Origin of the sequence: Brachybacterium timonense (assembly GCF_900258505.1) — a bacterium.
Taxonomy (GTDB): Bacteria; Actinomycetota; Actinomycetes; order Actinomycetales; family Dermabacteraceae; genus Brachybacterium; species Brachybacterium timonense.
The window spans coordinates 1,562,427-1,586,081 of sequence record NZ_LT984895.1; the positions used below are offsets into that span (position 1 = coordinate 1,562,427).

Below are 23,655 nucleotides of genomic sequence, written 5' to 3' on the forward strand. Positions count from 1 at the left end.
CGCGTCGTCCTCGCGCAGCTCCACCGCCTACGATGCCCGCAACCTGCAGGTGCTTGAAGGCCTCGAAGCTGTACGCAAGCGCCCCGGCATGTACATCGGCTCCACCGATTCACGCGGCCTCATGCACTGCCTGTGGGAGATCCTCGACAACGCCGTCGATGAGGCACTCGCAGGCAACGGCGACCAGATCGCCGTGATCCTCCATGACGACGGCTCCGTCGAGGTACGTGACACCGGCCGTGGCGTCCCCGTGGACACGGAACCCCGTACTGGCCTCACCGGTGTCGAGGTGGTCTACACGAAGCTGCATGCCGGCGGGAAGTTCGGCGGCGGCTCCTACGCGGCGGCCGGCGGGTTGCATGGTGTGGGCGCGAGTGTGGTCAACGCTCTGTCTGCCCGGGTCGACGTGGAGGTCGACCGTGCCGGGAAGACCTATGCCATGAGCTTCAGTCGAGGAAAGGCAGGGGTGTTCGCCGACGAGGGCGAACCGCGCCCCGACAGTCCTTTCACCCCGGCGGACGGGCCCGCTGAACTGCGGGTGGTCGGCAAGGTCAAGCGCGGTGTCACCGGCACGCGGGTGCGCTACTGGGCTGATCCACAGATCTTTGTGAAGGGATCGCACTTCTCCCTTGAGGAGCTCGTGCGGCGTTGCCGGCAGACGGCATTTCTCGTGCCGGGCCTGGAGCTCGCGGTCACCGATCACCGACCCGAGGCGAACCCGGATATGCCGACAACGCGCACCTTCCGGTACGACGGCGGTATCTCCGAGTTCGTCGAGTACCTTGCGCAGGACCAGAAGATCACCGACGTGATCCGTCTGCAGGGCAGCGGCGACTACACCGAAACCGTGCCGGTGCTCGACAAGAACGGCCACATGGTCTCCACCGACGTGGAACGCACCTGCGAGGTCGACATCGCCCTGCGCTGGGGCAGTGACTATGACTCGATCACCCGCTCCTTCGTGAACATTGTTGCTACCCCGAAGGGCGGCACCCATGTCGCAGGCTTCGAGCAGGCCCTGGTGAAGGTGCTGCGCAAGCAGGTCGAGAATCAGGCGCGCCGGGTCAAGTTCAACGCCAAGAATGAGAAGATCGAGAAGGACGACACCCTGGCCGGTCTCACCGCCGTGGTCAGTGTGCGGATCGACGAGCCGCAGTTCGAGGGCCAGACCAAGGAGGTGCTGGGCACCCCCGCGGCCCGGCAGATCGTCGCGAAGGTGGTCGAGGAGCGCCTGACCGAGTTCCTGACCTCCACCAAGAAGGGCGAGAAGGAACAGGCGGCGCTCGTCATCGACAAGGTGGTCTCCGAGATGCGCGCCCGCATCGCCGCGCGGATGCACAAGGAGGTCTCGCGCCGCAAGAACGCGCTGGAGTCCTCCACTATGCCGACGAAGCTCGCGGACTGCCGTGCCACCGACGTGGAGCGCTCCGAGCTGTTCATCGTCGAGGGCGATAGCGCGCTCGGCACCGCGAAGAACGCCCGGTCTTCCGAGTTCCAGGCACTGTTGCCGATCCGCGGGAAGATCCTGAACGTCCAGAAGGCGTCGATCACTGACATGCTGAAGAACGCCGAGTGCGCCGCGATCATCCAGGTGATCGGTGCTGGCTCGGGACGCACCTTCGACCTGGACGCCGCCCGCTACGGCAAGATCATCATGATGACCGATGCCGACGTTGACGGCGCCCACATTCGTACCCTGCTGCTGACTCTGTTCCACCGGTACATGCGGCCGCTGGTCGAGGCAGGTCGTGTCTATGCCGCGGTCCCACCGCTGCACCGGGTGGAGATCATCCATGGCGGCAAGAAGAAGAACGAATACGTCTACACCTACTCGGAGGCTGAGCTGCAACGCCTGCTGAAGAGCCTCGAGCGGCGTGGCAAGCGGTACAAGGAGCCGATCCAGCGCTACAAGGGCCTGGGTGAGATGGATGCCGACCAGCTGGCCGACACCACCATGGACCCGCGCCACCGCACCTTGCGGCGCGTCCGCATCGAAGATGCGGAGGCCGCCACTGCCATGTTTGAGCTGCTGATGGGATCCGAGGTCGCGCCACGCAAGCAGTTCATCATCGAGGGCGCCGAGGAGCTGGACCTCGACCGCATCGACGCCTGACGCACCGTCGTCCATCACCCACCCGTTCGCAGGGATCGCAGCCCCGCCGAGCGAGCGCTGCGGACCGCCTGAGCACTGACCCGACCGAGTGTGCGAGGAGAGCACCATGACCCTGGCTGTTCGTGTGATCCCCTGTCTGGACGTCGATGACGGGCGGGTCGTCAAGGGCGTCAATTTCCGCAACCTGCGTGACGCTGGTGATCCCGTTGAGCTCGCTGCCCGCTACGGCGCCGAAGGGGCCGACGAACTCACCTTCCTCGACGTCACCGCCTCGTCCTCCGGGCGCTCGACCATGGTCGATGTGGTGCGCCGCACCGCCGGGCAGGTCTTCATCCCGCTGACCGTCGGTGGGGGAGTGCGCAGCGTCGCGGACGTCGACGAGCTGCTGCGCGCTGGCGCCGACAAGTGCGGTGTGAACACCGCGGCGATCGCCGATCCCGAGCTGATCGATCGGATCGCCGACCGCTTCGGAAACCAGGTGCTCGTGCTCTCGATCGACGCCCGACGCGTCTGCGAGGAGACACCCGAGGGACCAGCCCGCTCCGGAAGCGGCTTCGAAGTGACCACGCACGGCGGACGTCGCGGCACCGGTATCGACGCGATCGAGTGGATCTTAGAGGTCACCCGCCGCGGCGCCGGCGAGATCCTGCTGAACTCGATGGACGCCGACGGCACGGAACGAGGATTCGACCTCGAGCTGATCCGTGCCGCCCGCGCGGCCACCACCGTGCCGCTGATCGCCTCCGGCGGTGCCGGGGCAGCGGCACACTTCCCGCCGGCCGTCGAAGCCGGTGCGGACGCGGTGCTCGCCGCCAGCATCTTCCACTTCGGGACCGTCAGGATCGACGAGGTCAAGACAGAGCTCGCCCAGGCCGGCCACTCGGTGCGATGAGCATGGGGACGTCCATGCTGCCACCTGCCACGACCTCAGCATGATCCTGCCCGAGCCCTCACGCGGGATGAGACGGTACAGCGGGCTGTCCGTGGGCGAGCCGGAGCATGACCCCCTGCGCGCCCGAGGACACGTCAGGATCATCCTCACTGGCGTGCTGATCCTCGCCCTGCTGGTGAGCTCCACGCTCTGGCTGCTGTGGGACAACCACCGTCTGCAGGTCAGCCGTGTGGAGGTGTCCGTTCCGGGGCTGGCGCAGGACCTGGACGGCACACGGATCGTGCAGATCTCCGACCTGCACGCCGCTGATCATCGCGGCTTCCATGAACGGATCCTCGCCGAGACCGCCGCGGCGAGCCCGGACGTCATCGCGCTGACCGGCGATCTCATCGACGTGCGGACCCAGGACACCACGGCGACGCGAGATCTCCTCACCTCCCTGGGCGAACTGGCCCCGACGTACGCTGTTCTCGGCAACCATGAAGCGGACTCGTCCCTTCGCGACCAGTTCCTGGATGACCTCGACACGGCGGGTGTGGAGGTCCTGCGTGGCCGGACCACGACGGCGACGCTCGACGGGGGAGCACTGCATCTGGGCGGGCTCGACGATCCGCGTGTCTACAGGGCCGACGGCCGCGATCTGCCCGACACCGCCCAGGAGACCGCACGGCTGGTCGCCGGGCAGCAGGGCCCGCTCATCCTGCTCGCGCACCGACCCGAGCTACTGGAGGACTACGCCGCCGGGGGAGCGTCCGTGGTGCTCAGCGGTCACGCCCACGGCGGGCAGGTGCGGATCCCGTTCGTGGGCGGTCTCTTCGCCCCGCACCAGGGTGTGCTCCCGGAGCTCACCGAGGGCGTGCACACCGAAGCCGGCACGCAGATGGTGATCTCGCGGGGACTGGGGAACTCCATCCTCGGCGTGCGGGTCAACAACCCTCGGGAACTGGTCGTCGTCACACTGCGGGCCGTCTGATCGCTCAGGGACGAGACCCGCCTGCTGCCACGTGGCAGCATGGACGCATGCAGCCACGCGCCGAGGACCGGGACTTCTCCGCCTACAACGCCGCGCAGCACGGCCGGACGGTGCGGCCTCTTGCCGTCCGTGCCGTCACCGCGCACCGCGCCTCAGGAGCCACCTCAGGCACGGCCGTGGACCTGGGTGCCGGTGCCGGGATCGAGGCCCTATACCTGGCGGAGGTTGGCTACCACGTGCACGCCTACGACGTCGATGCGAGCCAGCGGGACGCCCTCGACGCACTGAGGGACCACGGCGCCGGTGTGACAGCCCGTCTGGGACGGCTGGAGGAGGCAGGAGCCCTCCCCGATGCCGACATCGTGCTGTCCTGCGCGACGCTCTCCTTCCTCACTCCGCCGGCTTTCACTGCCGTCTGGTCACAGCTCCGCGCATGCCTGCAGCCCGGCGGCGTGGTGGCGGTGGACCTGTTCGGGGAGCGCGACGACTGGGCGGCCGGCACCGACGGAAGCTTCTTCAGCCAGGACGAGATTGACGGGCTGGTGGACGGTCTCGAGGTTCTCGAGCGCGAGGAGCGGGAGCACGACGGCCGCTCCTTCGGCGGCCCGAAGCACTGGCATGTCACCGAGGTGATCGCACGCCGGCCGGTTCAGGACGCCCGCTCTGCGGCCGACGGATCGGCCGGCTGATACGTGTCAGGGCATCCCCTCAGGACATGACCGGGGCGCCTCATAGGAGGCGGCCGGGAGGTGCTTCAGGAGACCCGGCCGGGAAGCAGGGCCGTCGCCCTGGATCAGTTCTCGACGCTGTAGGTGACAGCGATCCTGTGGGCCTCGCCCGGGGCGAGGTCGATTGCACCGTCTTTGCAGACCGCCGGCTCGACGCACAGGAACTGCGTCCATGCCTCCGTGGGCATGTCCTCGAGCTTCGCGGCCCCGTCAGCGCCCGGGTTCCACACCACGGTGCGGTTGGTGCCCTCTGCGGCTGACCGGATCCGGCGACCCCGAGCGGTTCGGATGGCGAGATCATGGCCTGGGGTCTCGTAGACCCGGTCCAGCGGCTGGACAGGGAGGAGATCGCCCTCCTCCTGCTCGTCGGGCGCGAGGCCCCTGGTGTTGTCGAGGAAGCCGATGCCGCCGAGCCCCTCGACGGAGCTCTCCCGGACATCGTCGACAGCGAAGTACGTGTGCAGCGCGGACTCGACCAGTACGGCCTGGGAGCCGGCGATCAGGGTCAGGTCGATCTGCAGCGTGGTGCTGATGCCAAGATGCACTGTGGCCAGCAGACCCGACTGCTCTGGATCCGCCAGCTCCAGCTGCAGCTCAGCCGTCGACGGGGTGGACCGCGCGCCGGTGAGTGTCCACCGGTGGGAGCGCAGCCAGCCGTGCTTGTACGGCTTAATGCCGTCGCGACCCGGACCGAACCAGGGGCCCACCAGCGGGATGCCGCCGCGGACGCTCATGCCCGGGCCATAGGACGCCTCAGGGGAGACCCACAGCACATCAGGCCCTCCCGCGGGGATCCAGCTGATCAGCTGTGCCCCGTCCAGGAGCAGTGTCGCCTCACTGGCGGAGGTGCTCACATGGAGAGCATCCGCGCCGCTGACAGTCGTGGCGGCGATGCCGACGGGCAGATCGTCGGGAGAGGTGAGCGGGATGGGGGTCGTCATGGCATAACCGTCCCACACCCGGCGTGCTTCACGTGGGATCACCTGAGCTCGCCGGCAGAGACCTGACGCCGTCAGCGGCGGCGTTCACAGTACGGACGAACAGCAGCAGCCAGGCGTAGGTGGTGATGCTTGCCCCCATCTCGAAGGCTGTCATGTTCAGGTAGTCCAGGCCCTCGTAGAGCACGACCAGCGTGATCAACAGCCCGAGGGCGACCGTTGTAAACGCCCGTAGACCACCGGGGAGACAGTGCAGCAGCACAGGGAACGTGAGCAGGATCAGTCCGAAGACGACCACGAGTGACTTCGCGGCAATGTCGTGCGCAGTGCGGTTGACGTTCATCGGGATCAGCGCGACCGCGGCCACGAGCAGCCCGATAGAGGCCAATGCGGCGTGGACAACCTGCACTCGCCAGCGGGATTCTCCCATGTGCTCCACCCACACGCGCAGATCGTGGGCGACGCCCTCGGAGACCGTGACCAGAGCGATCCCTGTCAACAGCAGGGTGATGTTGAACCGAAGACCAGATTGGTCCGATTGGGCGCCGAGCACCGAGAAATAGCGTTCCCACCAGAACGGGTCCGGCGAGACCAGGGCTGCAGACAGCACACCGACGACCACGAACACAGCGAGTAGCGTCGCCAGAGAACGCGTGGTCACAGCCTGGGCGCTGGAGGCGACCACGTAGGCGGTGGTGGCACTGGCGATCGCCACCCAGAAGGTGCCCGCCACGCGATCCAGGGCAACCCCGACAAATGCGGATTGGAACACCAAGAAGGCGCCACTCACCAAGAAGAATGCGAGCAGGCCGTGGACGAGCGCGAGGACTGCGACGTCCGCGATCAAGCGCCAACCCGGTGCGTTCTGCAGCCAGGGCTCACGACGTCGGGTCAGGAGCAGGAGGACCGCGGCAGCGATCGGCACAGCCACGACGAAGGAGGCGATCGCGGCTGCCTGTCCGATCGACGGGTCGCCGGAAAGCGGCCTTGTGCCGGTTAGCAACGAAGCGCCGATGCCGATACCAGCGAGCGCGCCGGCAACACCAAGCAACAGCGCCAGGACCTCGGAACGGATCGCCGGCGAGGCCCGGAGCCGGGCACGTGACGCCGCCTCTCGCCCGCGCGGGCGGTCAGGCTCTGTGGGTCTCGATCTCATCAGCGCACGCGGGGTCAGCCGACCGCGGCGATCGGCACCGCCACCGGTGAGCCGGAACCATCGCGCCTGCCCACGGGAGCGGGAAGGTCGATCGGTTGGCCGGCCTCGGAGCATGCACGCGCTGGATGAGGCACCACCCAGGCGCTGATCAGGGCGTCCTCACCACGCAGGAAACGGTGGCAGCGCACACCGCCGGTCGCCCGGCCCTTCGCCGGATACTCCGCGAGAGCTGTGACCTTCAGCGAGCCTGTCTGCAGCGAGGGCAGTGTTCCCGAGGTCCCCGCGACCGTGACCACATCGGCGGCTGCTGTCACATCAATCGCGCCAAAGCTGACCACCTGTGCATCGGCGCTGAGCTTCACCCCTGCCACACCGCCTGCACCGCGACCCTGCGGCCGGACACCGGAGGCGGGGAAGTGCAGCAGTTGCGCGTCGGAGGTGATGAACACGAGGTCCAGGTCAGCGTCCTGCTCAAGGTCGACCACGCTCACGACGTGGTCACCGTCCTTCAACGCGATGATCTCGAAGCCGTCGGTGCGCGGATAGTCGAGTTGCACCCGCTTGACCACGCCCTGCGCAGTGCCGAGCGCGAGCGAGCCACCCCGGGCGATGTCGTCCTCGCCCAGGCGGATCAGGCCCACCACACGCTCGTCGCGCTCGAGCGCCACGAGGTCCGCGATGCGGGTGCCGCCAGCGAGCGAGGGCGCGCTGGCTGTTGCGACCAGTTCCGGCAGGTCCACCACGCTCAGACGCAGCACACGCCCGGCACTGGTCACCGCCCCCACGTCGGAGCGTGCCGAGGTGCGGACATCACAGACCACCACGTCGTGCGCGCCACGCTGGCCTTCGCGCACCAGTGGCTCCTCACCCGCGATCCGGGCGATCAGCCCGGTACCGGTCAGCAGCACCCGGCAGGGGTTATCGGCGACCTCGAGGTCGGCTCCCGCCTGTGCAGGGGCCGGCTGGTCTGCGGCTTCGAGCAGGACAGTACGGCGTGGCGTGCCATGGCTAGCAGCGACCTGAGCGAGCTCATCGGACACGAGGCGACGCAGCACCTCCTCGGAGCTCAGGATCTCCTCGAGCCGCTCGATCTCGCGGCGCAGGTCATCCCGCTCGCCCTCGAGCTCGATCTGCGAGAACTTCGTCAGGCGGCGCAGACGCAGCTCAAGGATGTATTCGGCCTGTACCTGCGTGAGGTCGAAGACGGTCATCAGGCGGGTGCGGGCGCTCTCAGCGTCATCGCTCGTGCGGACGATCTGGATGACCTCGTCGATATCCACGATGGCCAGCAGCAGGCCTTCCACCAGATGCAGGCGGTCACGGTGCTTGCCCAGCCGGTGTTCGGTGCGGCGCCGTACCACGGCGATGCGGTGGTCGACGAAGACCTCGAGCAGGTGCTTGAGGCCCATGGTGCGGGGCTGCCCGTCCACCAGCGCCACATTGTTGATCCCGAAGGATTCCTCCATCGGGGTGTGCTTGTACAGCTGCTGTAGCACCGCTTCCGGGTTGAACCCGGATTTGATGGTCAGGACCAGGCGCATGCCGTGGTGGCGGTCGGTGAGGTCCTGGTAGTCGCTGACGCCCTGCACCTTCTTGGACTGCACGGCATCGCGCAGCCTCTCCGCGAGCTTCTCCGGCCCCACCTGGTACGGCAGCTCCGTGACGACGATGCCCTTGCGGCGGCTCGTCACGTTCTCGATGCGGGTTGTGGCACGCATCTTGAAGGAACCACGCCCCGTGCGATACGCGTCCCGGATCCCGTCCAACCCCACGATCCGGCCGCCCGTGGGCAGATCCGGCCCGGGCACGAAGCGCATCAGTGCCTCGAGATCGGCTTCCGGATCGTCGATCAGGTGACGCGCCGCCGCGATCACTTCGACGAGGTTGTGGGGCGCCATGTTTGTGGCCATCCCCACCGCGATGCCTGATGCGCCATTGACCAGCAGGTTCGGGTACTGTGCGGGAAGAACTTCGGGCTGGGTGAGCTGATTGTCGTAGTTCGGCACCAGGTCCACGACGTCCTCGTCCAGCGAGTCCGTCATGAGCAGAGCAGCTGCTGCCAGCCGAGCCTCCGTGTAACGCGCCGCAGCTGGCCCGTTGTCCAAAGAACCGAAGTTGCCGTGACCATCCACGAGCGGCAGACGCATCGAGAAGTCCTGCGCCATGCGCACCAGGGCGTCGTAGATCGCGCTGTCGCCGTGCGGATGGAGCTTGCCCATCACCTCACCCACAACGCGCTGACTCTTGACATGCCCGCGATCGGGGCGCAGACCCATTTCCGCCATCATGTAGAGGATCCGACGCTGCACGGGCTTGAGGCCGTCGCGCGCATCAGGCAGAGCGCGCGAGTAGATCACCGAGTAGGCGTACTCGAGGAAGGACGCCTCCATCTCGCTGGTGACGTCAATGTCGAGGATCGACTCCTCGAAGGGCTCGTCCTCCGCCGTGGTCTGCGATGCTCTGCTTCGGGCCATGTTCGCCATCATCGCCCATATGCGGCGGGTGACAGCGCAGGCCGCACCGAGAAATCCTGTGATCCGCATCGGATGGCCGGTACCCTGCAGACATGGCGACACGGCGCGATGGGGCAGCTCTTTTCTCCCGCCGACGGGGGGAGAGCCCCTCGGCGCGCCCTGCGTACCCGGCGCACTGGGAGGCCGATATCGCGTTGCGCGACGGCTCCGCCGCGCATCTGCGCCCCATTCGTCCACAGGACGCTCACGCGCTCCAGGCCTTTCATGAGGCTCAGTCTGAGCAGTCCCGATACTTGCGGTTCTTCGCGGCCATGCCCACGCTCTCACAGAAGGACCTCGAGCGTTTCACCGTCGTCGATCACCGGGATCGGGTCGCGTTCGTCGTGCTGGTGGGGGAGCGGATCATCGCCGTCGGCCGGTACGACCGCACCGAGGACGACACGGCAGAAGTTGCCTTCAACGTGTCTGATTCACGTCAGGGCACCGGGTTGGGCTCTGTTCTACTCGAGCACCTGGCTGCCGCAGCACGTGAACGAGGTATCCGCACCTTCACAGCGGAAGTGCTGCCCCAGAACACGAAGATGCTGAACGTCTTCACCGATGCTGGTTTCGATGTTGAACGCACCTACGACGACGGCGTCGTGCTGGTGTCTTTCTCCATTGATCCCACGGAGCGTTCGCTTGCGGTGATGGCCGAACGTGAGCATGCCGCCGAAGCAACTGCCATGGAGCGTCTACTTCACCCCGAATCGATCCTCCTGGTGGGTGTCTCCACTCGCGGTGACTCACCGGGCGGACGGATCCTCGCGGCGCTCGAGCGATCCGAGTTCCCCGGCGCCGTGCATCTGGTCGCACGCGACGCATTCGAGATCCGCGGCCACCGCACCCACCACCGCATCGCGGACGTCCCCGGACCCGTGGACCTCGCCGTGCTCGCCGTGCGGCCCGAGGCCTGCCTCGAGGCGGTGGAGGACTGCGCCGCGATCGGCGTACGCAGCGTCATGATTCCCACAGAAACCTTCGCGTCCGCACCGGATGGCGCGCAGCTGCAGCGCACGCTGCTCAGCGCGGTCCGCGGCCACGGCATGCGTTTGCTGGGCCCCGGTTCCTTCGGGTTCCTGCGCACCGGTGATAACGGCCTGAATGTCTCTTTGGCCCCCGGCACACCGAGGACGGGTCGCACCGCGCTGGCCGGCCAGTCCAGTGCTCTGTCTGCCATGCTGCTGGCCGGTGTCGACGCCCGCGGCACAGGTGTGAGCGAGTTTGTCTCCGTGGGCAACCGGGCGGACGTCTCCCTGAATGACTGCCTGCAGCATTGGGAGGGCGACCCTGACGTCGACGTGATCGGCCTTGCGCTGGAGTCAATGGGGAACCCCCGCAAGTTCACCCGCATTGCACGCCGCTTGACCCGAAGCACCCCGCTGATCGTCATGCGGCCACCGGCCACCGGTTCCTCCGTACCGCCCGGGCATCTCGTGCGCACCAGCACCCTGCCGCGACGCGCACTTGACCAGGTGCTCGCCTCCGCTGGCGTGGTGCAGGCCACCCAGGGCGTGGACCATCTGCTCGACATCACCGATGCGATCGCTCGACAGGGCCTGCCGCAAGGACCGCGCGTTGGCCTGCTGACCAATACCCCCGCCCTGGGGGAGGCGCTGCGCGGCGCCGCAGACACCGCCCATCTGGACGTGCGCATCGATAACCGGTCCGTGCCGCTGACCGGTTCGCACCGCTTGGTTGAGCGTGCCTTCACATCCATGGTTGCCCTGGACCACGTGGATCTCGTCGTCGCCGGTGTGCTCGACACGATGGTGGGCGATCCCGCCCAGGTGATTCGGCAGATGGCCACGGTCGCGCGCCACTGTGAGGTCGCGCTCTTGGTGTGCCTGGTGACCACGCGAGAGCGCATGGAGCAGGTGCGGCAGGCTGTGCGCGATGACTCGGTGCTGCCGCCCGTCTTCACCACGCCGTATGCCGCCGTGCGCGCCGGAGCTGGAATGCTCGCCGCCGCGCTGCGGCCGCACGTGGATGAGGCGGCGCCGCCGATCCTGGACGGTATCGACCCCGCTCGTGCCCGTCGACTCGTCGAGGAGGCGATCCCCGCGCCTCATGGCGAGGCCCGCATGGACACGACCGACGTGACGGAACTGCTGGAGGCATACGGTATTCCTGTGCTCCCGTCCCTGCCGGCGTCCGACGAGGAGCTGGCTGTGCGCAATGCCGAGCAGCTCGGCTATCCGGTGGCGCTCAAGAGCAGTGACCCGATATTGCGCCACCGTGCTGACCTGGGTGGGGTGCGGCTTGATCTGGCGGATGCCGCGCACGTGCGGCACGCTCATCGCGAGATGCGTAAGCGCCTCGCGTTCTCCTCGGCGCCGCTACGCGTGCAGAGCATGGCTGAGCCCGGCGTGCCCATGGTGGTGCGCACTGTGGAGGACCCTGCCCTGGGGCCCGTGATCTCCCTGTCCGTTGCCGGGGACGCGACCGATCTTCTCGACGACATCGCCTACGCGATCCCGCCGCTCAGCATGCCCGCCGCACATCGTCTGATTGACGCGCCCGCCGGCAGCGTGCGGTTGGACGGCCGCCGTGGTCTGCCTCCAGCGGATCGTGATGCCCTGGCTGATCTGCTCGTGCGCATGGGACGTCTCGCAGAGGATCTGCCTGAAGTCGCACGCCTCGATCTGTACCCCGTGATCGTCGCCCAACAGGGCTGTGTGGTGGTCGGCGCCGACGCCACTGTCGCGACCGCACCGAACCGCACGGACTCTGCGCGCCGCACCCTCGCCGGCCCGGTGGACACGCCCCCGGATCCGGACAGGGCGCAGAAGTGACACACTGATGCGATGACCCCTGCTCTGCCCACGGCTCTGCTGAGTGACCTCATGGCGGCCGGCTACTTTCCGCAGACGGCCGCTTCCAGTATCGAACGGTCGCTGCGCCGCGCCCGGGTGACCGCCCATCTCGTGCGTCCGGAAACTACGTTTGACGGTGCCGAAGTGCGCCGCCACCTCACCGTCCTTGTGCTCACATCGACGCACCTGCTCATCACGCATCTTGACGACGACCCGGCTGATGAGCTGAATCCCAGCCAGGTGGTGGCCACCACTGAGCGGGTGCGGTTGACCCGCATCAGCGGCACCGGGCTATCGCAGGTGTTCGACACCGACGGGCAGCGGGTGCGTGGCACGGAGGCGGAGATCACCCTGGGTATTGCGTGGAGCGGAACCCACCGGGTGGACGTGGACCGCGCCGTGTGCGATGACCCCGAGTGCCGCGCGGACCATGGCTACAGCGGCACCGTCGCCCCCGCAGATGTCGCCCTGCGCGTGAGTGCCCTCGCTGATGGTCCGTCGGCCGTGCAGGCTGCCATCGACTTCCACGGCGCGCTACTGGACGCCATTGACGCCGCGGACGCCTGAGGTGGAGCCCCGCCCAAGTGTGACCACGACACCCGTCGACTGGTCGGACGATCTGCTGCCCCCGCCCTTCGCGAACACAGACCGTCCGGGTCTGCTGGACGCCTACACATCGCTCCTTGCTGAACCTGACACCGGTCGCGAGCTGCTGGTGCTCCTGGACGGGTGCGGCACGGAGCTACTGGCGCAGCATCGAGCGCTCACGCCGACCCTGCGTGGGCTCGAGTCCGAGAGTCGATCTGTGCGCACCGTCGCGCCGAGCACGACGGCTACGGCCATGGTCTCTCTGCATACGGGGTGTGCTCCGGCACAGCATGGTGTGTTCGGGTACCGGACGTTCGATCCCTCGACGGGGGATGCGGTACATCAGCTCTCCGGGGATGGTGTACTGCGCGGCGAGGACTGGATGCCGCGTCCGGGGCTGGCTGAGCGCAGCGGGCGGCGCTTCATTCAGGTCGCTCCTGCCCGGCATGGGCGCAGCCTGCTGAGCGCGATGGCCTATCGCGGGTGGGAGCTCGTGCCCCACGGAAAGCACGACCGGGCCGACGTCGCTGTACGGGCGCTGCGCCGCGGCGGTGACAGTGCCGTGGTGCATGTGCATCTGGACGATGTGGACCATGCTGGCCACGTCCACGGCATCGATTCGGATACGTGGCGTGAAGCGCTTGCAGCGGTGGATGCTGAGCTCGGCGTGCTGCTGCGCCGCGCACCGGCGGGAACGCGCGTGAGGATCATTGCCGATCACGGGATGGTCGACACGGACCCGGAGCACGCTGTCGAGCTGGATCAGCATCCGCGCGTGCGTGAGGCTGTGCAGGCGATCGCCGGAGAACCGCGCGCCGTGCTGCTGCGTGCCCCCGGCCATGACCCCGTGCACGTCGCGGCGGATGCGCAGGAACTGCTGGGGGAGCGCGGCCTCGCCCTCACCACTGATCAGGCAGTAGCAGCCGGGCTGTGGGGTGAGGCCGGCACGGCTCTGGACGAGCGGATGCGGGGCCGCGCGGGAGACGTCGTGATCCTTGCGCGCGGCCGCTGGACGATTCAGTGTGAACGGCTGCGTTCGCCGAAGGATTCCGCGCTGATCGGGGTGCACGGCTCGCTGACATCAGCGGAGTCTGTGGTGCCCCTAATCCAGCTCGTGATCTGAGCGGCATGACAATCCGAGGGCGTGATGATCCTCAGCGGGCCACGCGGTCAGTCGTGCTTAGGGCCGAAGACGATCTCGTCCCAGCTGGGCATGCTCGCCCGCTTCGACTTCCGTTTCGCCGTCGCCTTCGCCTCGTTGTCGGGCTCCTCGGTGCCGTTGTCCGCTGAGTCGAAGCCGGGAAGCGGCGTGAGGTCAACAGTCTCCTGAGTGTGCACCTCGTCGTTCCCGGAGGCGTCATCGGCGTGATCCGCAGCGTCCACGTCGGAATCACGATCAGCGTCCGAGTCCGGCTGCTGCAGTGATGCCGATGACGCCGATGTCTCGGGCTCAGCGTCGTCAGTCTCAAGAGCGGGGTCCTGGTCAGGATCGATGATCTCGCTGGAGCGGTCATCATCCTGCGCACGGCGATGCTCCTCGTGGGCCTCAACGTCGGCACCAGGGGAGCTGTCGTCCTCGAGCGAGGACCACACTCCCTCTGCACCGTCGGAGCTGTCCGACGGCACGGGACGCAGCCCACGTCGTGCGTTGAGCGCATCAAGATCTGCCTCGTCGATCGCCGAGGGATGCCGTCCTGTGCTCGGATGCAGGGGACGCGGGGTGTGACCATCACCGCGCGGCGGGGTGTGCTCGAAGGAGCCGTCGGCCTCCACGTCATAGACGCGGGAGCGGATCGCGGTCAGCCGGGCGCGCGGCCGCGGTTCATCGATGGGTGCATCGTCGTCACTCATCCAGCGCGCCTCGTCATCGAGCGCCGTCACCGAACGCGCGTCGAGCTGCACCTGCCAGTGCGCTTGCCGCGTGCGGCCACCAGCGGAGAACGTCAGCTCCAGCGTCCACGAGCCGTCCTGTCGGCGCCAGGCATCCCACGCCGTATCGGAACTGGCCTGACGTGCGGCGAGCCTGTCCGCGACGACGTCCTCCAGAGCTGGGCCGCCGCGGCCAACGCTGAAGCCGCGGGCACGCTGCGCTGTCCACTCGCGCTCGGCGATCACCGGACCTTCGTACCGGCGTACGTGCTCCACGGGGACCTGGGCGAGCTCGGCGATGTCCTCGGCGCTGCGACCAGAGCGCAGCAGTGCCTGGATCTCGCGGGGGCGCACCGGTGCGCTGTCGGCTGCTTGCAGGGCGCCCAGGGCGGGGCGGTCTCGACGCACGGCCGCGCGCAGCGCCTCCGTGATGCGCAGGGTGTACCGGTCGCCGTCGGAATCGATCAGGACGACATGCTCGCCGTCGTCGTGGATCCCGTCGAGCTCGAGCTCTCGCATCGTGGTCCTCTCCGCCGTGTGGTCCGGCAACAGCAGTGGGGCCTGGCTGACGGACAGACCCCAGGGCACGACCCTAACCCTCGCGATGTCCTCTCAGTGCTGTGGCCCACGGGTGTGTTTGCACTATGCCCGGTGGACCCACTGCGGGATGTGCAGGCCGTGTAGCGATCTGAACGCGGGGTGATCGTGGCGTCGACGCGGTATGTACGTGGGCGTGCGACGTGCGCGCGGAGTGATCCCGACGGGATGTTGTCATCGGGGCATCGCTCTGCAATAATCGCGCCGCATCCGACGATGCAGAGGCGCTTTCCCTGAAATCAAGGTGCCGCCTGCGCGCACCGGATCACGCTTCCACCAGGCCGGATATTCATCCGGCGTCCGCACGATCACATACAGGATGTCCGCCAGATGGCCACAGATTACGACGCTCCTCGCAAGAACGATGATGACTCCGGTGAGGACTCGATCGAGGAGCTGAAGGGACGCCGTAACGAGGCGTCCACGCCTTCCGTTGACGAGGACGAGGCGGAAGCGGCAGATTCCTATGAGCTGCCCGGCGCGGATCTGTCCGACGAGCAGCTCTCCGTGCGTGTGCTGCCGCGTCAGTCCGACGAGTTCACCTGTGCAAGCTGCTTCCTGGTGAAGCATCGCAGCCAGATCGACCACGTCGAGGGCAAGCTGGTCTACTGCAAGGAGTGCTCCGCCTGAGCATCCTCGTGACCGGGCGTGCCTGAAGCCGCCAGCGCCAGCGCGAGATCCTCCGGTCGGCGTGTGGACAGCAGCCAGGCCGGGGTCGGATCAGTAGGATCCGTGATCTGCACTCGCACGCCAGTCGCCACCCAGCCGCGGGTGAGATGGAAGTCGCGCGGGTCAAATCCCGTGCTCATGGCCTGCTGCCAGGCGTCGCGGTCCAGCGCCGTGACGGTGCCCACGTACTCACGGCTGATCTGTGCGCGCCCGGCACGCAGCTGCCGATCGGTGACCTCGATAACGGGCGAGGTCACCACGAGCACCACCGCCATGATGATCATCGCGGCGACCGCGACGGCGGCGGCGACCACCAGGTCCAGCGGCACCAGCACCACCCCGAACACCGAGGCGAACACGAAGGCCACGACCCAAGCCCCCGGCGATGGGGTGAGGCGTTCGGTGTGCAGGACGTCGCCGGAGTCGGCAGTGCGTGGCGCGGACATGAGCCGATGATCTCACGGCCGCGTGGATCGACCAGCGCAGGCGCTAGGCGCGCGGCACCACCTACGCTTGTGGCCATGAGCACTGAGCACGGCTGCCATGAGGATTTCCCGGACGCCCCCGTCATGCCGGTGGCGTTGAGCGAGCACGCGGTGCTGCCTTCACGCGCGCATCCGGGCGATGCCGGCGCGGACCTGTGCAGCAGCCAGAACCTGCAGATTCCACCCGGGGGACGGGCACTGGTTCCGACCGGCGTGAGCGTGGCCCTGCCTGAGGGCACCACCGGGCTGGTCTGCCCGCGCAGCGGGCTGGCGGCGCGCCACGGCATCACGGTGCTGAACGGTCCCGGTATCGTGGACAGCGGTTATCGCGGTGAGATCAAGGTTCCGCTGCATAACACCGACCTCGATGAGGCCTTCGAGATCCGTGCTGGCGACCGCATTGCACAGCTGGTCATCGTGCCCTTCGTCGCACCGACACTGCAGGTGGTGGACACGCTCGATACGAGCGTCCGGGCGGATAGAGGATTTGGCTCCAGCGGCGGTTTTGCCGCCACGGAGGAGAGGAAGCACTGAGCATGGGACTGTTCTCCCGCCGCAAGAAGAGCACCGCGTCGGCGGAGGCCGACGCACCCGTCGACGACGAACCGGCTGAGGGCGCAGCGGAGCCGACGGACACCGAGTCCGTCACCGACGAGTCGAACGAACGGACAGACGACGACGCCGCACCGGACATTGATCGCAGCCATCTGCTCGGTGGCCCCTTTGATGAGGCCGATGCCCCGGATGAGGATCGCATCGACCTGGGCGGCATCGAGGTGCCGATGGTTGACGGCATGGAGCTGCGTATGGAGATGGACCAGCGCCGCAAGGTCGTCACCGGCGCGAACCTCGTGATTGAAGGATCCTCGCTGCAGCTGCAGGCCTTCGCTGCCCCGAAATCCGGGGGACTGTGGGATGAGGTGCGCCGATCGCTGCGTGACAGCGTCGTGAAGCAGGGCGGCACCGCAGAGACCCGTCCTGGCCCCTTCGGCACCGAGCTGATCACCCGCCTGCCCGTCAAACGGGCCGACGGCCGCACGGGATACCGTCCTGCGCGCTTTATCGGAATTGACGGGCCCCGCTGGTTCCTGCGGGCGATCCTCACGGGCACAGCGCTGAACCGGCCCGAGCAAGCCCGCCGCTTCGAAGCCCTGCTCTCGCAGGTTGTCGTGGTGCGCGGTAGCGAAGCGATGGCCCCCCAGGAGCTGATCCCCCTGACCCTGCCTGGACAGCGCCCGGGCCTGATCCCGCAGCAGGAAAGCCCGCTGGATCCGCTCGCCCGGGGCCCCGAGATCACCGAAATCGGATGAGCGCCGAGGCGCCCGCACAGGCCACCCCTGCACGGGAGTCTGTGCGTGATGCGGTCGCGGACATCACCGTTCGGCGCCGCGTGACCCTGGCGGGCTACATCAGCTCGCTGGTGATCCAGCCGCCTGGCGCCGCCCCGGTGGTGGAGGCAGACCTCAGCGACGGCACCGGCATCATCACCCTGGTGTGGCTGGGCCGCGACGCCGTCCCCGGCATCGAACCCGGTACTCGACTCGAGGTGAGTGGTTTCGCTGCTCAGCGTTCCGGGCATCGCGTGATGTACAACCCGCGGTACCGGATCGAACGCATGCCAGATGAGGACGAAGCATGAGCGGTACGCAACCCACGCCACCGGAGCGCATCCAGGGCCTACCGCCTGGCCGCGATGCCGAGAACAGTCACAGGTCCGACGGTGTTGCTGACCTATTGCGGCATGACGAATTCTCCGTGCGACAGGCCATCGGCGGCCCGCGGGGCGTGGCCGAATCCGTGCTCCCCACGCTCGTGTTCGTCGTGCTGTTCGTGGCCCTGCGCGACGTGCTCGTCGCCTCGCTCGCTGCGGTGGCGGTGGTGGCTGTGGCGCTCGTGCTGCGCCTGGTGCAGCGCGAGAGCGTGGGCAGCGCTATCGGCGGGCTCGTGGGTGTGGCCATCGGAGCACTGCTGGCGATCCGCTCCGGGGAGGGGTCGACGTTCTACACCCCCGGCATCGTCACCAACGGCGTTGCAGCCGTGGTTCTCGCTCTCTCGCTGCTGCTGCGTCAGCCGCTGGTGGGCGTGTTCATCGGTCTGATCGAACCACGCGTCCAGGACTGGCGTTCCAGCCCGGATGCTCGACGCACATACACAACGGCGACCATCCTGTTCCTCGTGCTGTATGTCGCCAAGGTCGCCGTGCAGCTCCCTTTGCTGCTGACGGGCCAGGTTGCAGCGCTCGGCGTGGCGAAGATCGCGATGGGGCTGCCCGCTTTTGCCGTGATCGCCTACCTCGTGTGGCTGATGCATCGCGGACTCATGGCCCGCCGCAACGAGCGTGAGCGGGACTGAATCCGTCGACGGGCGAACTGCGCCTACTCAGGGTTGACGGTGTCGATAGCCCCGGTGAGCGGGCGCGGCTCATCCTCTGCGCTCTCGTGCCCGGGCGCCAGCAGGGCCTGCAGGGTGGTCAGGTCTTCTTCTGCTGCCAGGAACAGCAGCTCGTCGGCCACCTCCATGGTGTCGTGTGGCGTCGGTGCGAGCGGTCGACCGTCGCGGATGATGCCGACGGGAACGCAGCCGCTCGGCCAGCGCATCGATCCGATCGTGCGCCCGACGGATGGGCTCGCCTCTGGCAGTGTCAGCTCCACCATCCGCGTGGAGGAACCGGCGAAGCGGAACAGCGTGACCACACGCCCTTCGCTCACAGCCTCCTCGACCAGCGCCGTCATCATCCGCGGGGTGGAGACGGCGACGTCGACTCCCCACATGGGGCCGAACATCCACTCGTTCGCGGGATGCGAGACACGGGCCACCGTGCGGGCGACCAGGAACTCCGTTTTCGCCAGCAGCGAGACGACCAGGTTCACCTTGTCATCGCCAGTGGCGGCCACCACGACCTTCGCGTCGGCGATTCCAGCCTCCTCGAGCACCGCGAGTTCAGCGGCATCACCATCGACCCACGCTGCCCCCGCCACCTGGGCCTGCAGTTCCGCCGTCGCGGCCCGGTCCACGAGCGTGACCCGATGCCCTTTGTCCAGCAGCTCTCGGGCGAGCGACCGGCCCACGCTGCCCGCACCGACGATCAAGATCTTCATACCGTCCCCTCCTCGCGACGCGCGTGCAGCGCATCGTCGAATCGCGCCCGCACTGCGTCCTCATCGCGCTGATGCGCCAGCATCGTCTCCACGGCGGCAAGCGCATCGGTGGGGACCATGAGATGTATGCGGTCGCCTTCTTGCAGATGCATCGCGGGATCGGGTATTACCCCCTCGCCGAAACGTGTGACGAAGGCCACGCGCGCATCGACCATCTGCTCGAGCTGCACGAGTGGCGTGCCATACCAGGAGGCGTGCGGAGCTGCCGCGATCATCGTGAGCTTGCCGGAGACGTCCCGGTATTCGCGTGCGGGAGCCGATGGCAGCAAACGCGACATGACCTGCGCCGCTGCCCACCGCACGGTGGGAACGGTCGCGATGCCCAGTCGCTCGTAGATCTCGGCGCGGTGGGGGTCGTAGATCCGCGCTACCACGTTGCGCACACCGAACTCCTCGCGCACCACGCGCGCGGCGATGATGTTCGAGTTGTCTCCACTGGAGACCGCGGCGAAGCCCACGGCCTCGCGCACCCGCGCCTGCTCCAGTGTGTCCCGGTCGAAGCCGATGCCCACGACCCGCTCCACCTGGGGATCATGATCCAGCAGACGGAACGCTGCAGGATCCTTGTCGATCACAGCGACCTGGTGGCCATGGTCGATCAGCCGACGGGCGAGCATGGCGCCTACGCGGCCGCAGCCCATGACGACAAAGTGCATCCCGACTCCTTGTTTCAGCGATGACGGGCCCACGATAGTCCTGTGCGCCCTCGCCGGGGCGCGCTCGGCAGAAGGGATCGACGCCACGGACCAGCGGACCGTCGGCACCGTTCATGAGCACTACAGTGTTCCGCGTGTCGGGTCTCACCAGCTCGCTGAAAAGAGCGCTCATCGGCCGCGCGTATGCGACCGAGGATCTCTCCCGCGAGCGTCTTCCTAAGCGGATCGCGCTTCCCACCTTCGCCTCGGATGCGCTCAGCTCTGTGGCCTATGCCCCAGACGAGATCCTGCTGACCCTCGCGTTGGCAGGCCTCAGCGCCTACGCGGTCGGTCCCTGGGTGGCAGTGGCCGTGGTCGCATTGATGGTGATGGTGGTGCTGTGCAACCGCAACAACATCACCGAATTCCCCCAGGGTGGCGGCGATTACACCGTAGTGCACGAAACGCTCGGCCGCTCGGCTGGGCGTGTCGTCGGCTCCGCGTTGATGGTCGACTACACGCTGACGGTCGCGGTGTCCATCTCGCAGGCTGCCGCGTATATGACCGGTGCACTGCCCGTGCTGCACGGCTGGGAAATGCACATCGCGATCGCGTTGATCGTGGCTATCGCCCTGATCAATCTCCGCGGCGTGCGCGAATCCGGGCGCGTGTTGGCTATACCGGTCTATTTCTTCATGGGGTCGATCGGGCTGCTACTCCTGATCGGCGCCGTACAGGCCATACTCGGCGATATCGGCCAGGCGCCGAGCGCCGATTACACGATCGTGCCCGACGCGGCCTTTGACCAGGGGCTTACCGCCCTCGGTGGCGGCTTCCTGGTGCTGCGCGCTTTCTCCTCCGGCTGCGCCGCCCTCACCGGTGTGGAGGCCATCGGCAACGGCGTGCCATCCTTCCGCCCGCCGAAGTCCCGCAACGCGGGGCTCACGCTGATGATGCTGGGCGGCATCGCCTCGACGATGCTGCTCGGCATCGTGCTACTCGCCGGCGCCACCGGAGTGCGATTCGTCGAGGACCCCACGGTGCATCTACAGCTCGACGGGAAACCGGTCACGGAGTATCAGCAGATCCCGGTGATCGGGCAGATCGCGCAAGCGGTGTTCGGCACCGAATCCGTGCTGTTCTACGTGATCTCCGTGGCGACAGGCCTCGTCCTGTTCTTGGCAGCGAACACGGCCTTCAACGGTTTTCCGAACCTCGCCAGTGCGCTCGCGAACTCGGGTTATCTGCCGCGGCAGCTACGACTGCGTGGTGAGCGCTTAGCGTTCTCCAACGGCATCCTCGTCCTGGCTGCGGTGGCGATTGTGCTCGTGTGGGCCACCCGCGCTGAGGTCACACTGCTGATCCAGATGTACATCGTGGGTGTGTTCGTGTCCTTCAGCCTTGCGCAGGCTGGCATGGTGCGGCACTACACCCGTGCACTGCGGGTTCAGACGCGGCTGCGTCAGCGCCGACGGATCCAGCTGAGCCGTGGCGTGAACGCCGTGGGTTTCGCCGTCGTGACCGCCGTACTGGTTGTGGTGATCGCAACGAAGTTCCTGCAGGGCGCCTGGGTCGCGCTGCTAGCGATGGCCGTGCTCTGGCTGGTGATGACCATGATTCATCGGCACTACACCGTGGTGCGGCGCGAGCTTGAGCTGCCTCACGACCAGGATGGCGCCGTGATCCGGCCGGCACGTTCGCATGCGATTGTGCTGGTCTCCCGCATCGACAAGCCGACCCTGCGCGCCCTGGAAGTGGCGGCTGCGACACGCCCCACCACCCTGGAGGCCCTCACGGTGGCCGACGACGACGTTGATTGGCGCACCGTGGCGGCGCACTGGCGCGAACTCGACGTGCACGTTCCACTGCGCATCCTGTACTCGCCCTACCGGCAGTTCCGCGCTCCTGTGCTTACACACGTCATGTCGCTGCTGGCTCGCAACCCACGGGACGTCGTCGTTGTCTACATCCCCGAGTTCCTGGTGGGACACTGGTGGGAGGAATTCCTCCACAACCAGTCCGCCCGACGGCTCCGTGCGCACCTGGCCCACCTGCCGCGGGTGGTCATCGCGACTGTGCCCTGGCAGCTTGGCAGCGCCCACGAGGTCGCTGGCCGCATGCAGGATTCAGTGCGCACCACCGCCCGAACGACGAGATGAGAAGCAGATGACGCAGACCGGACCGCACACGGCCGACTCGGACGGCAGCTCGACGCTGCTCACTGTGACCGTCACGCGCCCGGCGGCCGGCGGCACGTTCGTCGGACGCCATGAGGGTCGCGTTGTGTTCGTGCGCGGGGCGGCACCCGGCGAGACCGTGACGGCTCGCGTGCTCGAGGACACGGAGCGTGCAGCGTCGGCACGTTTCTGGCGGGCAGAAGTGGTCGATGTGCTTGAAGCGGGCGTTGATCGGGTGCCGTCCGTGTGGCCGGAGGCTGGTCCGGATGGCGTCGGCGGCGCGGAGTGGGCGCATATTGCCCTTCCTGCCCAGCGGCGTATCGCCACCGAAGTGCTACGCGAGCTGCTGCAGCGCGCCGGGTCTGACTCATTCCCGCTGGAGGACGTGCAGGTCGAGCCCGCACCCCATGACCTGGACGGGCTCGGGTGGCGCACTCGCGTGCGCTACGCAGTGGACGCTGAGGGCCGGGTCGGTATGCGTGGCTGGCGCACCCACGACGTGCGCCCCGTGGGCGCTGACCCGCTGTCCGTTGAGCCGATCCGAGCGCTGCGCCTGGGGGAGTGGACCGCCCCGGCCGGCGTCGAGGCGATCGACGTGGCTGCCCCGAGTGCGGGCCCGGTCTCCGTGGTGCTCATGGGGCGGGACCTCGACCCGTCGGCCATTGAACTGCCTGACCGGCTCGCGGATGCAGATGTGGCTGTGCGCACCGCCCGCTCGCTGGTTCCCCTGCGCGGCGACGGTACGGTGACCGAGCGTGTCGGCGAGCGGCTGTTCCGTGTTTCAGCCACGGGGTTCTGGCAAGTCCACCGACGTGCTCCCGAACTGCTCACCGAGGTCGTCTCCGCGGCGTTGCATGCTCCACGAGGCGGCAGCGCCTGGGACCTGTACGGCGGGACCGGCCTGTTCGCCGCCGCAGCTGCTGAGCAGGTGGGCCCGGACGGCACCGTGGTGAGCGTGGAGGGTAACCGGCGTGCGTCCGAACTTGCCGCCGAGAATCTCACTGATCTGCCGCAGGTGAGGACATCCTCCGCGGACGTCACCGACTGGGTGCGCGCCCGCCGCGGCGGGGTCGACTGCGTGGTGCTGGATCCGCCCAGGGCGGGCGCGGGGATCGAGCTGATGGAGCTGCTGTGCCGCGTCGTGCGTCAACGCATCGTGTACGTCTCCTGCGAGAGCGCCACGCTGGCGCGGGACCTTGCGGCGGCGCAGAAGGCAGGCTGGCGCACGGTGGACCTGCGCGCTTTCGACCTGTTCCCGCACACGCATCACATCGAGACTGTCGCCGTGCTCGAGCGAGACCGGTGACATCACCATGCTACGGTTATCTTGACGTCAAGATAGCTGCGG

Annotated in this window: 21 protein-coding genes; 14 read left to right on the forward strand and 7 right to left on the reverse strand. The window is 67.7% G+C overall.

What is annotated here, in order from left to right; genetic code table 11:
• Positions 1-49 precede the first annotated feature (49 nt).
• From C8271_RS06910 to C8271_RS06925, 4 genes are all read left to right on the forward strand, one after another.
• Entirely contained in the window at positions 50-2,113 is a 2,064-nt protein-coding gene (locus C8271_RS06910; RefSeq protein ID WP_245921180.1) for a DNA gyrase/topoisomerase IV subunit B, read from the forward strand.
• 106 nt (positions 2,114-2,219) lie between these two features.
• Positions 2,220-3,005: an imidazole glycerol phosphate synthase subunit HisF gene (gene hisF, locus C8271_RS06915; RefSeq protein WP_106506687.1), complete on the forward strand. Its 786-nt coding sequence runs from the start codon at positions 2,220-2,222 to the stop codon at positions 3,003-3,005.
• Between the two features lie 40 nt (positions 3,006-3,045).
• Complete coding sequence (locus tag C8271_RS06920; RefSeq protein ID WP_245920999.1) at positions 3,046-3,978, forward strand: metallophosphoesterase; 933 nt, start codon at positions 3,046-3,048, stop codon at positions 3,976-3,978.
• Positions 3,979-4,025: 47 nt separating this feature from the next.
• A complete protein-coding gene (locus tag C8271_RS06925) occupies positions 4,026-4,667 on the forward strand; it encodes a class I SAM-dependent methyltransferase (protein WP_106506688.1) in 642 nt (213 codons plus the stop codon).
• A 104-nt stretch (positions 4,668-4,771) separates the two neighbouring features.
• Here C8271_RS06925 and C8271_RS06930 read toward each other — a convergent pair whose 3' ends face one another.
• Genes C8271_RS06930 through C8271_RS06940 form a run of 3 tightly spaced genes read right to left on the reverse strand, consistent with a single transcriptional unit; the run spans position 4,772 to position 9,274 of the window.
• Complete coding sequence (locus tag C8271_RS06930) at positions 4,772-5,647, reverse strand: D-hexose-6-phosphate mutarotase (protein WP_245921001.1); 876 nt, start codon at positions 5,645-5,647, stop codon at positions 4,772-4,774.
• Positions 5,648-5,675: 28 nt separating this feature from the next.
• Positions 5,676-6,800, reverse strand: a complete 1,125-nt coding sequence (locus C8271_RS06935; RefSeq protein WP_138774537.1) for a hypothetical protein — start codon at positions 6,798-6,800, stop codon at positions 5,676-5,678.
• 14 nt (positions 6,801-6,814) lie between these two features.
• Complete coding sequence (locus tag C8271_RS06940) at positions 6,815-9,274, reverse strand: DNA gyrase/topoisomerase IV subunit A (protein WP_170957820.1); 2,460 nt, start codon at positions 9,272-9,274, stop codon at positions 6,815-6,817.
• 92 nt (positions 9,275-9,366) lie between these two features.
• Here C8271_RS06940 and C8271_RS06945 point away from each other — a divergent pair, with 92 nt between their 5' ends.
• The 3 genes from C8271_RS06945 to C8271_RS06955 are packed head-to-tail and all read left to right on the forward strand — an operon-like array spanning position 9,367 to position 13,840.
• Positions 9,367-12,108, forward strand: coding sequence for a bifunctional acetate--CoA ligase family protein/GNAT family N-acetyltransferase (locus C8271_RS06945; protein ID WP_106506691.1), 2,742 nt, complete (start codon positions 9,367-9,369; stop codon positions 12,106-12,108).
• A gap of 12 nt (positions 12,109-12,120) precedes the next feature.
• Positions 12,121-12,696 (forward strand): DUF5998 family protein, encoded by a 576-nt coding sequence (locus C8271_RS06950; RefSeq protein WP_106506692.1) that lies wholly within the window; start codon positions 12,121-12,123, stop codon positions 12,694-12,696.
• 19 nt (positions 12,697-12,715) lie between these two features.
• Positions 12,716-13,840: an alkaline phosphatase family protein gene (locus C8271_RS06955; protein ID WP_245921005.1), complete on the forward strand. Its 1,125-nt coding sequence runs from the start codon at positions 12,716-12,718 to the stop codon at positions 13,838-13,840.
• Between the two features lie 47 nt (positions 13,841-13,887).
• On the opposite strand, the gene sepH is transcribed toward C8271_RS06955, so the two are convergent.
• Positions 13,888-15,105 (reverse strand): septation protein SepH, encoded by a 1,218-nt coding sequence (gene sepH / locus C8271_RS06960; RefSeq protein ID WP_106506694.1) that lies wholly within the window; start codon positions 15,103-15,105, stop codon positions 13,888-13,890.
• A 408-nt stretch (positions 15,106-15,513) separates the two neighbouring features.
• Here sepH and C8271_RS06965 point away from each other — a divergent pair, with 408 nt between their 5' ends.
• Entirely contained in the window at positions 15,514-15,813 is a 300-nt protein-coding gene (locus C8271_RS06965; protein WP_106506695.1) for a DUF4193 domain-containing protein, read from the forward strand.
• Here C8271_RS06965 and C8271_RS06970 read toward each other — a convergent pair.
• On the reverse strand, positions 15,789-16,298 hold the full coding sequence (locus tag C8271_RS06970; RefSeq protein ID WP_106506696.1) for a DUF3093 domain-containing protein: 510 nt from the start codon (positions 16,296-16,298) through the stop codon (positions 15,789-15,791). The genes C8271_RS06965 and C8271_RS06970 overlap by 25 nt on opposite strands.
• Before the next feature lie 75 nt (positions 16,299-16,373).
• Between C8271_RS06970 and dut the strand changes: the two genes are divergently transcribed.
• The 4 genes from dut to C8271_RS06990 are packed head-to-tail and all read left to right on the forward strand — an operon-like array spanning position 16,374 to position 18,689.
• Positions 16,374-16,871 (forward strand): dUTP diphosphatase, encoded by a 498-nt coding sequence (gene dut / locus C8271_RS06975; protein ID WP_106506697.1) that lies wholly within the window; start codon positions 16,374-16,376, stop codon positions 16,869-16,871.
• A 2-nt stretch (positions 16,872-16,873) separates the two neighbouring features.
• Positions 16,874-17,647, forward strand: a complete 774-nt coding sequence (locus C8271_RS06980; RefSeq protein ID WP_106506698.1) for a DUF3710 domain-containing protein — start codon at positions 16,874-16,876, stop codon at positions 17,645-17,647.
• On the forward strand, positions 17,644-17,976 hold the full coding sequence (locus tag C8271_RS06985) for an OB-fold nucleic acid binding domain-containing protein (RefSeq protein WP_106506699.1): 333 nt from the start codon (positions 17,644-17,646) through the stop codon (positions 17,974-17,976). The genes C8271_RS06980 and C8271_RS06985 overlap by 4 nt, the downstream gene beginning before the upstream one ends.
• A complete protein-coding gene (locus C8271_RS06990) occupies positions 17,973-18,689 on the forward strand; it encodes a DUF3159 domain-containing protein (RefSeq protein ID WP_106506700.1) in 717 nt (238 codons plus the stop codon). Before C8271_RS06985 ends, C8271_RS06990 begins: the two co-directional genes overlap by 4 nt.
• A 23-nt stretch (positions 18,690-18,712) precedes the next feature.
• On the opposite strand, the gene C8271_RS06995 is transcribed toward C8271_RS06990, so the two are convergent.
• Together C8271_RS06995 and C8271_RS07000 are read right to left on the reverse strand one after the other, a co-directional pair.
• Entirely contained in the window at positions 18,713-19,435 is a 723-nt protein-coding gene (locus tag C8271_RS06995) for a potassium channel family protein (RefSeq protein ID WP_106506701.1), read from the reverse strand.
• Positions 19,432-20,151, reverse strand: a complete 720-nt coding sequence (locus C8271_RS07000; protein ID WP_106506702.1) for a potassium channel family protein — start codon at positions 20,149-20,151, stop codon at positions 19,432-19,434. Before C8271_RS07000 ends, C8271_RS06995 begins: the two co-directional genes overlap by 4 nt.
• Positions 20,152-20,285: 134 nt before the next feature.
• Between C8271_RS07000 and C8271_RS07005 the strand changes: the two genes are divergently transcribed.
• Positions 20,286-22,289 (forward strand): APC family permease, encoded by a 2,004-nt coding sequence (locus C8271_RS07005; RefSeq protein ID WP_106507937.1) that lies wholly within the window; start codon positions 20,286-20,288, stop codon positions 22,287-22,289.
• Positions 22,290-22,296: 7 nt separating this feature from the next.
• Positions 22,297-23,613: a class I SAM-dependent RNA methyltransferase gene (locus C8271_RS07010; protein WP_106506703.1), complete on the forward strand. Its 1,317-nt coding sequence runs from the start codon at positions 22,297-22,299 to the stop codon at positions 23,611-23,613.
• Positions 23,614-23,655 lie beyond the last annotated feature (42 nt).